This window comes from Nocardia barduliensis, assembly GCF_013315795.1.
Lineage (GTDB): Bacteria > Actinomycetota > Actinomycetes > Mycobacteriales > Mycobacteriaceae > Nocardia > Nocardia barduliensis.
Window position 1 is genome coordinate 24,209 of record NZ_JABLTE010000012.1, and the last position, 12,291, is coordinate 36,499.

Consider the following 12,291-nt stretch of genomic DNA (forward strand, 5'->3'; position numbering starts at 1 on the left):
CCGCTGCTTCAATGGCTCGGTACCGCGTTGTGGCATGCAGCTGAGGCATCTGGTCTGAGACCCGCAGAGCCCACCCCGAGATAACGTAGGGCAATCTCGGAGATCCGGCGTGCCGTTTCGGCGCTGTCGCTGGCCGGTAGTACGAGATGGCTGATCGTCAATCGAATGAGCGCATCGACTGCGTCGGCCACGTCATTGGCGTCGATGGTGGGGTAGTGGTGGAGGAACGCGGTGACCAGTCGCTCGGACGCGAGTTGAAGCATGGAGGCAGAGGTTGTCAACAGGGGGAGGACGCCGGTTTCATCGCGCGGGCCGCTACCGGGTGTAGTCAGGACGGCTTTGAGTAAGGGGCTGGCTGCAGCCTCGTCGAGCGTGTAGCGAACTATCGCTCGGATCGATTCAGGCAACGCGCTGCGGTTGGAAGCAAGCAAATCCTCGATCCCGGTCAGGAATTGCTCCGCTTCGTGCAGAACGAGTGCATCTCCAAGCCCTTGCTTGTCGCCGAACTCTCGATACAGCGTGGCGCGTGATACTCCGATCAGACCGGCTACCTCGCCGAATCGTACACGTTCCCAGCCCTTCTCGACCGTCAGGGCGCGGGCGGCGCGGATTGCTGCCTCGCGGAGGTGTCGCCTGAACGACAGCCTCACCGATTCTTCCACCACCCCTCGGATGGTAACAGAACGTGGGTTTTGTTCATGAGTGGACAAACTCCCGGACACTTCGTCATGTCCGCGCGCGTTGCTTGATCGCGAGCTATGTGCGACAAGCAGCGGAGATCTGATCAATTGTTGACAAAATGGTTCTGATTGTCTCCAATGTAGTTGTATCGCGGTCCTGCTCGAGTCTGATGTTGGGCGCGCGTTAGTCGACAGAGAGGTCTGGCCATGGACAAGGCTTCGGATGCGGTCAGTAGGTTGTCTGACCCAGGCGTGGAGGACTGGGTGCGCTCGTTCCGGCTCCTGGAATCCGGATCGCCAGAGTTGCCGCCGCACCATCCCGACTGTCTTGGTTGTGGGCCGGCCAACCCGCACGGACATTCCCTATCGGTGCGGCGTTGCGAGGGCGGCGTCGTTGCTCACCATCTTTTCGACCAGCGTCATGTCGGAGCGCCGGGGATCGCGCACGGTGGCGCGGTGGCGACCGTCATCGACGACCTGTTCGGCTTCTTGCTGTACACGGTCGGCGAACTCGCCGTGACCCGGAATCTCGACATGGATTATCTCGCCCCGGTACTGCTCGATACCCCCTACACGCTGCACGCCGAGGTACGGTCGCGGCATGGCCGTAAGTTGAATCTCGCGGCCAGGATGGAGGATCTAGAAGGGCGCTCGGTCACTACGGCAACCGCCGTGTTCATCGTGGTCGAGGCCGAACACTTCCTGCAGTCGCGGGCGAAGGCTCGGAGGCAGGCGTGACTGCTGGACCAACTGAGAGGGAACTACTCCTCGACGTCTTGCTGACCGATCACGGCTCAGCCGGCCCCTACGAGGCGTTCCGACGCTTGCGCGAGACTCAGCCCGTGCTTGTCACGCGATCGGGGGTCCTGGTACTGAGTCGCTACGACGACTGCGCAGCTGCGCTCCGTAACCGTAGCCTCGGCAAGGCCGACGAGTCGCTGGGATTCGGCTTGTCGGAGATTCCCGAAGAGTTGCAACGTCAGGCTATGCATCGATTCCGGCGCACCATGCTGTTCCGCAACCCGCCTGACCACCACCGGCTGCGTCGGCTGGTCGCTGACGTTTTCACCCCTCGGCACATCGACGAGTTGCGAGGCCGCGTTGTCACGCAGATCCGTGATCTGATCGATGTCATCGAGGACCAGGGTTCCGCCGATATCATCAGCGATCTCGCCCTCCCGCTGCCCGTGAATGTAATAGGCGATCTTCTTGGAGTGCCAGTGACCGATCGAGCCGTGGCCGCTCCTCTGGTACGCGCCCTGGTCGCCTCGCTCGAGCCCAGCGCGGACGCCGCGGCGCTGACTGCCGCGTGTGAAGCGGAAGACCAACTCGCAACGTACTTCACAGACCTCCTGGCGGCCAAACGCGCCCACCCGGACGACGACCTGCTCAGCCGTCTCGCCGTGGCGCATGGCGACGACGTCTTGGACGACGACGAATGCGTTGGCACCGCGATACTGTTGTTCGCGGCAGGGTTCGAAACCACCACAAACCTCATCGGTAACGGCGTTGCTGCACTGCTCGCCCATCCCAGCCAAATGGACCTATTGCGGGCCAGGCCCGATCTGGCGAGCAACGCCGTCGAAGAATTGTTGCGTTACGACTCGCCGGTCCAGACCAATGGGCGCACGGTGCTCGAGCCAACACGGGTGGCAGGAGTCGACCTGGATCCTGGCCAGGTTGTATTGACCTTGCTCGGGGCGGCCAACCGAGACCCGGACCGATTCTGCGACCCCGATAGCCTCGATATCACCCGAACCGGGACCCCGCCGCTATCGTTCGGTGCCGGCATTCACTTTTGTCTTGGCGCGCCGTTGGCGCGGCTCGAAGGAGCCGTACTGTTCCCACTCCTCACGGCGCGTTTTCCCGGTCTTAGGCTCGTCGAACAACCTCGCTGGCGTACGGGGTTGTCCTTTCGCGGGCTGTCGAGTCTGAAGGTGGTCACCGGATGCTGATCCAGCCTTACCCGCACCTGAAGGGCGGCCATTGTGGTTCGGGTGCGTTGCGCGATCTTATGTCCTGGGCCGGGCTTGGCTGGGACGGCGAGCTGAGCGAAGGACTCGTGTTCACACTCGGCGGCGCACTCGATTTCGCTTACCTGCGCGCCGATGCGATCAATCCTCCGATCTACCTGGTGGGGCGTGGTGGGGATTTGGAGGTCGACCTGTTGAGGCGCCTCGGTGCGAAGACCGAACTACGTCAGACCGAGGATCCCGACCTCGGTTGGAAATGGGTGAGGACCGAACTGGACTCCGGACGGCCCGTCATGGTCTGGGCCGACATCGCTGAACTCCCATACCTGCGGGTACGACTGCGCATGAGCCGCCACGACATCGTTATCGTCGGCTATGATGACGAGGCTCGCGACGCGTATATCGTCGACAACGACCGCGATGAGATCCAGACGGTGTCGTATGACGCATTGGCACGGGCACGAGCCTCCACGGGGTTCCCGACACCCACACGCCACGCCACGTACATAGTCGATTGGCCGTCCGACGTGCCTGACCTCCCGTCCATGGCTGCCGCAGCGCTCGAACAATCGGCGGCAACCCTGAAACATGGGGGCCCCAGTTCGATTGCCGCGCCGGCCTCGAACGGTGTCTCCGGCACCGGGCTCGACGGCGTTCGCCGCTTCGCTGAAGACGTCTCCCGTTGGCCCGACATCTTCGGAAACGAAGACCTCGAGGCTGTGCTCAGGTCACTCGCTGCCTTCATCGAAAAAGCGGGTACCGGAGGCGGTCTGTTTCGACGCCTCATCGCTCAAGGGTGCGTCGATCTCGCCGATTACACGCGCAATCCGAAGGTTCACGCGGCCGCACGCGCAGCACGGCTGGCCGCACAGTCTTGGACGAGGCTCGCCCATATCGCCGTCTCCGATGAAACCCCATCGCGACGCTCGGTTCAGGTAGCCCGGCATGCCGCCGTGCTGCCAGAGTTGGAGGAAACCTTGGCAGATCTTCTCGCCGCCGCCGCCAACTCACTCTGAACCAGCTTGTCTGCAGACAGGTACATCCGCTACGGCTTCGAGACCGGTGGTGAAGTGCGCCTGTGGGGGATGGGGTAGCCCCAGGCGGTGGCCCGGGACCGGGCCGACGACGTGAACCGTCCTGGACTGGCTGGAGACTCCTGATTTAGCAAGGGAGACTGTCAGCCATGGCGGCACCACGGAAGTTCGACGAGGAAACCCGCGCTCGGGCGGTGAGGATGTATCAGGATCGGATCCGCGAGCACGGTGACTCGATGGCCGGTGCGCGCCGGCATGTCGGTGCGCTGCTGGATATCAACCCGGCGACTCTGCGGAACTGGGTCACCCGCGCCGAGCAGGGCGAGACCGGGCCGGCGGCCGCGGCGGAATCGGAGTATGCGGAGTTGAGGGCTCTGCGGCGTGAAGTAGTCGAATTGCGCAGGGCGAACGAGCTTTTGCGGACAGCGAGTGCGTTTTTCGCGGCGGCGGAGGTCGACCGCCGACTGCGGTGATCGTCGACTACATCGACGACCACAAGGGTTGCTTCGGGGTTGACCCGATCTGCCGCGTGCTGACCGAGCACGGGCTCAAGATCGCCCCGTCCACCTACTATGCCGCCAAACAGTGCGGTATCAGCGACGCCACCTGGGCCGATGCTCACACCGCGAACGTGTCGTTCGACCTGTGGAGCGCGAATCGGGGCCTGTACGGGGTGCGCAAACTCTGGCACACCGCCCGCCGCGCCGGTCACAATATCGGCCGCGACCAGGTAGCGCGGCTGATGCGGCTGACCGGGATAGACGGGGTTGTGCGCGGGTGACGGACCACGAGAACCACCGAACCCGGGCCCGCGTCGACGCCGCGGCATCCGGACCTGATCGGGCGCGCCTGGTCGACGCCGATGCGTCCAGATCAATGGCGGGTTGCCGATTTCACCTACTGCTGGACTCTGGCCGGGTTCTGTTACACCGCGTTCTGCGTGGACGTGTATTCGCGACGGATCTTGGGCTGGCGGGTTATGTCGTCGAAGACGACACCGTTGGTTATCTCGGTGCTCGAACAGGCGTTGTTCACCCGCCGTAGAACCGCTTTCCGTTTCACCGCAACAGGATTGATACATCATTCCGATGCGGGGTCGCAATATACGTCGCTGGCCTTCACCGAGGCATTACGGGATTCGGGAATCGCCGGATCCATAGGCAGCGTGGGAGATGCGCTCGATAACGCGCTCATGGAATCGGCGATCGGGCTCTACAAAACCGAGTTGATCGACCGGCACACCACGTTCTCGGGGCGGGCCGAGCTCGAACGGGAAACCGCATCATGGGTGCACTGGTACAACACCCAACGGCTACATTCCGCGATCGGATACCGGCCACCGGTCGAATACGAACACCTCTACCATCAACAGACCATCTCGGCCGAGGTGGCCTGAACTAGGGTCTCCACCGCATCCAGGACGGTTCAAGGCGACGCGACCTGCGCGGCGAATTCGTCGAACGTGGCGATCTGGTCGCCCAGCGCGTTGGGCGTCTGCCACCCGAGGCCGGGGTAGGACCCACCGGCGAGGGCATACCCGTCAGCGAGCAGTATGCTGCTCACCTCGGCCGAGTTGGCGTTCTGGGCGGGGTTCGACGGTCCGGGGTTGTAGCCATGGGAGAAGAGCAGCACGGTGCCGTTCCAGTTGGCCGGCACCTCGAACAGATAGGTGGATCCGTCGGGCAGTGTGCCGGTGATCTTGCGGGCAGCACCGTCCGCCGTTTCAGCGCATCCGACGTTACTGCCGGCGAGTGCCGCAACTGTGATGGCGGCCGCAGCCGCGATAAGAAACTTCTTCTTGGTGCGCATCAGGAACAGACCTTGCTTTCTCTGAACTATGAGGGATATGGGTTGCCGGCCTCGCCGGCGGCAGGGGGAGAGAAAGTGCTGCCAGGACGAGATTCAGGAGCGCTGCACCCGCGGCGATCAGGAATGAGATGCGGAAGCCGTCCAGCGTGGGTATCTCGGTGTTCTCTACGTGTTGAGCCGTGCCGGCGAGGACCACGCCGACGACGGCGCTGGACATCGCCGTGCCGATGGCGCGCATCAGTGAGTTCAGTCCGTTGGCCGCGCCCGATTCCGACGGGTCGACGGCGCCGAGGATGAGGGCGGGCATTGCCGCGTAGGCGGTGCCGACGCCGCTGCCCGCGAGGACGGCGACGATCACGATCTGCCACACCGCACCCAGCAGCATGGTGCCCGCGAGATATGCGACGGCGAGCAGTGCGAGCCCTGTCATCAGGGTGACCTTCGGCCCGCGCGCGGCCGAGAGCCGGGCGGCGAGCGGGGCGGCGATCATCATCGCGAGACCCATATGGGCAGCGCAGAGGCCGGTGACGATCATGGACATCCCCAACCCGTACCCGGTGGACTCGGGAAGCTGCAGTAGTTGCGGCAGGACGAGTGTCACCGCGAAGAACGCGAGGCCGGCGGTGATCGCGGCCAGGTTGGTCAGGAGGACCTGGCGGCGCGACGCCGTGCGCAGGTTCAGCAGCGGGTGCTCGGTGCGCAGTTCGAAGAGGACCCACAGCGCGAAGATCACGACGGTGGCGGCGAAGAGTCCGAGCGTGGTGGTGCTTGTCCAGCCCCAGTCGGCGCCCTTGGAGATGGGCAGCAGCAGGGCGACGAGGCCGAGGGCGAGTCCGAGCGCGCCGATCACGTCGAAGCGGCCGGGGGCGCGCTGCGCGCTCTCGGGGACGACGGCGAAGATCGTTGCCATGGCTGCCGCGCCGAGGGTGGCGGCGCCGAAGAACAGCCAGTGCCAGTCGAGGTTCTGGGCGACGACCGCGGCCAGCGGTATGGCGAGCGCGCCCCCGACGCCGAGCGAGCTGCTTATCAGGCGCCATTGCCGATCCGTGCCGTTCGGGCGGTAATTCGTCCCGGATGATGCCGATGCCTAGCGGGATGGCGCCCAATGCGAAGCCCTGTATGGCGCGGCCCAGGACCATCGGCACGAGGTCGGAGGTGAATCCGGAGATCAGCGAGCCCCAGCACCATCAGTGCGAGGCTGACGAGGACGAAGCGGCGCTTGCCGTAGAGGTCGCCGAGGCGTCCCATGACCGGAGTGGCGACGGCGCTGGACAGCAGGGTCGCGGTGATCACCCAGGCGGCGTTGGACGTTGTGGTGTCCAGCAGTCGGGGGAGGTCGGCGATGACGGGGACGAGTAGTGTCTGCATGACGGCGACGACGATGCCGCTGAAGGCGAGGACGGGGACGAGCCCGCTCGCTGTGGGAGTTGTGGCGGCGGGGGAGGCCGATATGGCCGATGTGGACACCGCGGCGGCGCCCTGGGGCGGTTCGTCACTACGGAAGGTGCCATGGTCGGTGGCCAGCGGAGCGTGAACCATGCGGGGGTCCTCCCGGGGCGGCGCGAATGGTCCGCCGTGCTGCGCCTGGTCGCTGCCGGAAGTGACGTCGGGAAATTGGGCGAATGAGCGTTTCATGGTTGGTTTCCTTGCTGCCGGCCCCGATGAAGGTCGCGGGAGATGTGTTCTGTGGCGTCCTGTGGTCAGGCGGCCCGCGTGGTGTGCGTACCGAAGGAGCGCTCGTGGGTAGATGAGGGGCCACGGGCCGTCCGCGCCCGCCTCGCCGGTGGGGTGGTCATGCTCAGGCCGGCTCGGTGAGGCGCGGGTCGAGGCCGTATTGCGCGTGGGCGCCGAGGTTCTCGCGCAGGGTGGATCCTTCGTAGTCCTCGTGGAACAGGCCACGTTCCTGCAGGATCGGGACGACCTGGTCGACGAAGGCGTCGAAGCCGTCGTGGAAGGCGTCGAGGGCGATCGAGAAGCCGTCACAGGCCCCGGCCTCGAACCACTCCTGCATGTGCTCGGCCACGTCGGTGGCGGTACCGGCGACCACGGGGTGATAGTCGATCACACCGTGGGCGATGACATCGCGCAGCGTCCAGCCTTCCCGGGCCACTTCCAGGGCGCGGCCGGAGCGCGGGTCGCGCGGACTGGGCACCGCGGCGGCCAGCTGCTGCACGGTGAGCGGCTGGTCGAGTTGTTCGGGGCCGAGCCGGAGGCCGATCATGGCCCCGAGATAACGGACGCGCTGGTCCAGGTCGACGACCTCGTCCAGGAAGCGTCGTCGCTCCAGAGCGGCAGCGCGGGAGCCGGCGATGGTCGGCATGAAGCCGGCGAGCATTTTCACCTCGTCCGGGTCGCGTCCGGCGCGCTCGGCGGCGTCCCGCAGGGCCTGGCGCTGAGCCCGGGCATCCTCGATGCTGTACGGGTTGGCGTACACGCCACTGGCGTAGCGGCCCGCGATCTCGAGGCCGTAACCGCCGCCGCCCGCCTGGAAGATGACCGGCTGACCCTGTTCGGACGGGGGGATGGGCAGCGGGCCGCGGGAGGCGACGTGGCGGCCCCGCAGGTTGACCGGCCGGATCCTGTCCATATCGGCGTAACGCTTGTTCTCGACGTCGAGCAGCAAGGCGTCCTTCTCCCAGCTGCCCCACAACGCCTGCACGATCTGGATGACCTCGTGGGCGCGCTCGTACTTCTCCGCGCGCGGCGGGACCTCGCTGCCGAAGTTCGCCGCGGCAGCGGGATCGGAGGTGGTCACCGCGTTCCAGCCGGCTCGGCCGTGGCTGATCACATCCAAGGCCTTGAACTGGCGGGCGAGGTTGTAGGGCTCGTTGAAAGTGGTGGAGGCGGTGGTGACCAGGCCGATCCGCTCGGTCTCCCGCGCGAGGACGGTCAGCAGCAGCAGCGGCTCGATCGCCTGGCGCGGTGCGTGGTGGGTGAGGTCCATATCCAGGACCGGGGTGTCGGCAATGAACAACAGTTGCACCTTGCCGCGTTCGGCGGCCTGCGCGTAGCGGACGAACTGGTCCATGTCCGTGTAGCTGTTCAGGTTCGCACCCGGCAGCCGCCAGGCCCCGGGCTCGGCCCCGTAGCCGCCGCTGAACTGCATGCCCAGGATCATCTGCCGGCTTGTCATGGTTGCCCTACCTTTCTGAGTAGGTCGTAGGGGCGGGTCGTAAAGTCCCTGAGGCCCAGGGGAATCGGGTGTGGCTTACATGGTTGTGCCGCGTGTGGCTCCAGGAGCTTGGCCGCCCGGTTCCCCGTGACGACCCGGCCGCATATTGGGATGTGCGAGCGAATCGCTGTGTAGGGCAACGTCGGCGCGGTCGTCTGTGGCGTGAGGTTCCAACGAGCTGATGGAGGCGGGCATGGCCCAGATCTGGGCTGGTGTGGACATCGGGAAGACCGGCCACCATTGCGTGGTCATCAACACCGACGGCAAACGACTGCTGTCGCGGCGAATAGCCAACGATGAACCCGAGCTGGTAAAACTCATCGACGAGGTTCGGGAGCTGGGCCAGGACACGGTCTGGGCGGTGGACCTGCCCGATGGCGGTGCGGCGCTGCTGATCGGGCTGCTGGTCGAACGCGATCAGCAGCTGCTGTATATCCCCGGCCGAACGCTGAACCGGGTCGCCGGCGGCTACCGGGGCGAAGGCAAGACCGACGCCCGCGACGCCGCGATCATCGCTGATCAAGCACGGATGCGCCGCGATCTGCATCCGCTGCGCCCCGGTGACGAAGTCACCATCGAGCTGAAGCTGCTCACCACCCGCCGCGCTGACCTGGTGGCCGACCGAACCCGCGCGATCAACCGGCTGCGTGGCCTGCTCAGCGGGATCTTTCCCGCGTTGGACCGCGCGTTCGACAACCTCACCCTGGTCGGACCGCTGACTCTGCTGACCGGCTATCAAACCCCTGCCGCTCTGCGCAGAACAGGTGCGTCCCGACTCGAAACCTGGTTGTCGACCAGAAAAGTGAGAAATCCCGGCAAGGTCGCCGCCGCAGCGATCGAGGCCGCGGCCCGCCAGCACACCCGCTTGCCCGGCGAAGCGCTGACCGCGTCGATGGTCGCGGCGCTGGCCGAGGAGGTGATGGCCCTCAACGAGCGAATCAAAGAAGCCGACAAGCTCATCGAGGGCCGATTTCACCGCCACGAACTCGCCGAAGTGATCATCAGCCTGCCCGGCATCGGCACCTTGCTCGGCGCGGAATTCCTCGCTGCCACCGGCGGTGACATGGACTACTTCGGGACCCCGGACCGACTCGCCGGATTTGCCGGGCTCGCACCCGCTGCCTGGGATTCCGGTCGAATACGCGGAAACCTGCACCGCCCCAAGCGATATCACCGCGGACTCAACCGTGTCTTCTACCAGTCGGCGATGATCTCGATCAGCTGCAGCCCCGAATCGCGCACCTACGACAGGAAACGCGGCGAGGGCAAAAAACACACCCAAGCCGTCCTCGCCCTGGTCCGCCGCCGCGTCAACGTGCTGTGGGCACTCATCCGCGAGAAACGGCCCTACCAACCGCTGCCACCCGTCGCGGTGGCAGCCTGATCCCGTCATCGGAAATCAACTTCCGAGGTTGACAACTTCATTGGGAAGCTCCTCCCAACGAGGCAATGGAAACGGAGGGTGCCTCCGTGGACTCCCAAGAATACGGAGGCAGCCTCCGAATTGTCAAGTGGTGCGATCTGCCGGCGGGAGGAACCCGAGACGGATGCCGCGCGTGTGGACCGAAGTGAGCGCGGGCTCCGGATCCGGGCCGGCCGTGTGGCGGCCCGGATCCACGCGCCGGGGGCATCTGTGGGCTGACGGACTATTGACCTTCGAGGACGCCGGGAGTGCCGTGCAGGATCACACTCTGCTGGAGCAGGATGCGTGTCCTACCGAACGGATTCACCGGCCCCGCAGGGTCGGCCGTGCCGAAGGAGATACCGAACAGCAGCTTGAGATCCTCACGAACATCCAGGAACTCGCGGACGGTATCGGCATAGATCCCGAGCATGGTCTGCGGAATACCGGCGAACCCCCGGGATGCCAGCGAGAGCAGGAAGTTCTGCGCGTACATACCGATGTCACCGGCCGTCCGCACCCCGTCGCCCAGGGCTGGCATGAACAGGAAAGCGACATGGGGAGCCCCGAAGAACTCCAGGTTTTCGCGGACCGCCGCCCTCCTGCCTTCGAGATCCGTGCGCGCGACGCCGAGGGATCCGTAGTAGCTCGCGGCCAGGGCCTGCGCCCGCTCGAGATAGATGCCGTCGCCGTAGCCATCGGTGAAATCCGGGGAGGTGCGTCCCTCCGTGTCGGCCTGAAGCAGTTCCTCGGCGAGCGCGTCGCGCTCCGCGCCCGAGACAACATGCACGGTCCACGGCTGGGTATTGCTGTTCGAAGGGGCCGTCTGCGCGTCTTCGAGCACGCCGCGGATGTCCGCCGGGGAAAGCGGGGCGGGCAGGAACTTGCGGGGGGAGCGCCGGGAGCGTACGAGGTCGGTGAAGAGGGACGCTGTGCCGGACAAGGCGTTTCCTTTCCAAGGCGCGCAGTCGCCGACAGGGCGGCCGGGCACAATGCTGTCTGCTCCAAGGCGACAGCCGTCGTAAGGGCCGGGTGTGGCACGCACTTTGCAGGTACCGGCAGGCTGCTTGCAGACCGCGGCACGGCACGACCACCCGGTCGAAGTGTGGGGACTGCGCGCTCTTCGTGTTCGTGTATGTGACGTGTTGGGTGTACGTGACGTACCAGCGGGGTCGGTCGGCGGCGGGCGGGGCGCGATTCATCTCCACGATGGGCTGCGAGATGGCAGTAGCCGGGAGGGCGCGAAACGCTCCGGGACGCTGTCGCGGAGACGATCGCGCCGACGCATGCGTTGCCGTCAGTCCCGGATTCCCGCCACCTCGACCTCGATGGCTTCGATCCGGCCCGTGGTATCGAAGCCGTTGACGAGGCGCTCGGGGCTTGTATCCGAGATGAGCAGGTAGAGGGTCCGCATCTCCGGTCCGCCGAGGATCGCGTCCACGGCGAATGTGCCGCCGTCGGGATACGCGGCGTCGGGTTCGATCCGGATGACGTCGGTGACCTCGCCGCCTTCGCGGACACGCCGGAATTCACCGATCCATGGGAAGGCCGCCCACACCGCACCCTCACTGTCGATGCCGATGCCATCGATGGACTCGGTGTCCGTTGACCCGAATTCGGCGAACACTCGCTGGTCGGTCAGCGCACCGTCGTCGGTCACGGTGAACGCGGTGAGCCTGGTACGTGGTGCCCGGAACGATTCTGCGACGACCAGGGTGCGCCCGTCGCCGGAGATCGCGATGCCGTTGGGAATATCAGGTCCTCGCCGCCCGTGTCGATCCGGCCGTCGGGATGGCGGATGATCAAACTCACGCCGACGGGATCGGTTCCGAAGGGAAAGCCCTGCGGGCCGATATATGCGCGGCCCTCCCGGTCCACTGCCATATCGTTGGGATGGAACGCGACCGGCGCGAGATCGGCGAGTTCCTCGAGCCCACTACTTCCCACGCGCAGCAGCCGTCCGTCGTCGATGGAAACAACCATCGGTGTCCCATCGGGGCCGAACCCGAGACCCGAGGGGCGCCCGGGTACATCGGCGATATCCTCGGGTGGCTCGCCAGGGGAGAGGCGACTGATCTTGCACCGGGTCATATCCGAGAACCAGAGCGCCCCGCGGTGCCACCGGGCGCCCTCGAGGTAGCCGAGATCACCCTGCGCCACAATGCGGCGAGCGTCGGCGGGCCAAACCCTTGGCGAATGACTCATAAATCCTCCTTGATGA

General features: G+C 65.7%; 8 protein-coding genes, 3 pseudogenes and 1 other annotated feature. Of the genes and pseudogenes, 5 read left to right on the plus strand and 6 right to left on the minus strand.

Features of this window, described 5'->3' with window-relative positions; genetic code table 11:
- Window positions 1-8 precede the first annotated feature (8 nt).
- The gene (locus tag HOV91_RS39775) at window positions 9-665 is read right to left on the minus strand and encodes a TetR/AcrR family transcriptional regulator (protein WP_174184796.1); all 657 of its coding nucleotides are present in this window, start codon (window positions 663-665) and stop codon (window positions 9-11) included.
- Between the two features lie 222 nt (window positions 666-887).
- Here HOV91_RS39775 and HOV91_RS07965 point away from each other — a divergent pair, with 222 nt between their 5' ends.
- From HOV91_RS07965 to HOV91_RS07980, 4 genes and pseudogenes are all read left to right on the plus strand, one after another.
- Window positions 888-1,418, plus strand: coding sequence for a PaaI family thioesterase (locus tag HOV91_RS07965; protein WP_048833156.1), 531 nt, complete (start codon window positions 888-890; stop codon window positions 1,416-1,418).
- Between the two features lie 38 nt (window positions 1,419-1,456).
- Complete coding sequence (locus HOV91_RS07970; RefSeq protein WP_178128353.1) at window positions 1,457-2,635, plus strand: cytochrome P450; 1,179 nt, start codon at window positions 1,457-1,459, stop codon at window positions 2,633-2,635.
- Window positions 2,629-3,669, plus strand: coding sequence for a BtrH N-terminal domain-containing protein (locus HOV91_RS07975; RefSeq protein ID WP_054811360.1), 1,041 nt, complete (start codon window positions 2,629-2,631; stop codon window positions 3,667-3,669). The genes HOV91_RS07970 and HOV91_RS07975 overlap by 7 nt, the downstream gene beginning before the upstream one ends.
- Before the next feature lie 167 nt (window positions 3,670-3,836).
- Window positions 3,837-5,083, plus strand: a pseudogene (locus tag HOV91_RS07980) (IS3 family transposase).
- Window positions 4,118-4,249, plus strand: a sequence feature (AL1L pseudoknot). It overlaps the preceding pseudogene by 132 nt.
- A 29-nt stretch (window positions 5,084-5,112) precedes the next feature.
- Here the strand turns inward: HOV91_RS07980 and HOV91_RS07985 are convergent.
- From HOV91_RS07985 to HOV91_RS07995, 3 genes and pseudogenes are all read right to left on the minus strand, one after another.
- The gene (locus tag HOV91_RS07985; RefSeq protein WP_127516259.1) at window positions 5,113-5,496 is read right to left on the minus strand and encodes a hypothetical protein; all 384 of its coding nucleotides are present in this window, start codon (window positions 5,494-5,496) and stop codon (window positions 5,113-5,115) included.
- Window positions 5,497-5,521: 25 nt separating this feature from the next.
- A pseudogene (locus HOV91_RS07990) lies at window positions 5,522-7,035 on the minus strand (MFS transporter); the annotation flags it as partial.
- Window positions 7,036-7,294: 259 nt separating this feature from the next.
- Window positions 7,295-8,629 carry an NtaA/DmoA family FMN-dependent monooxygenase gene (locus tag HOV91_RS07995; RefSeq protein WP_043737848.1) on the minus strand — a complete coding sequence of 445 codons (1,335 nt, stop codon included), beginning with the start codon at window positions 8,627-8,629 and terminating at the stop codon, window positions 7,295-7,297.
- 232 nt (window positions 8,630-8,861) lie between these two features.
- Between HOV91_RS07995 and HOV91_RS08000 the strand changes: the two genes are divergently transcribed.
- The gene (locus tag HOV91_RS08000) at window positions 8,862-10,052 is read left to right on the plus strand and encodes an IS110 family RNA-guided transposase (protein WP_043737874.1); all 1,191 of its coding nucleotides are present in this window, start codon (window positions 8,862-8,864) and stop codon (window positions 10,050-10,052) included.
- A 262-nt stretch (window positions 10,053-10,314) separates the two neighbouring features.
- Here HOV91_RS08000 and HOV91_RS08005 read toward each other — a convergent pair whose 3' ends face one another.
- Both HOV91_RS08005 and HOV91_RS41015 read right to left on the minus strand, forming a co-directional pair.
- On the minus strand, window positions 10,315-11,061 hold the full coding sequence (locus HOV91_RS08005) for a nitroreductase (RefSeq protein WP_233060316.1): 747 nt from the start codon (window positions 11,059-11,061) through the stop codon (window positions 10,315-10,317).
- A gap of 306 nt (window positions 11,062-11,367) precedes the next feature.
- Window positions 11,368-12,275 (minus strand): annotated as a pseudogene (locus tag HOV91_RS41015) (SMP-30/gluconolactonase/LRE family protein).
- Window positions 12,276-12,291: the final 16 nt, after the last annotated feature.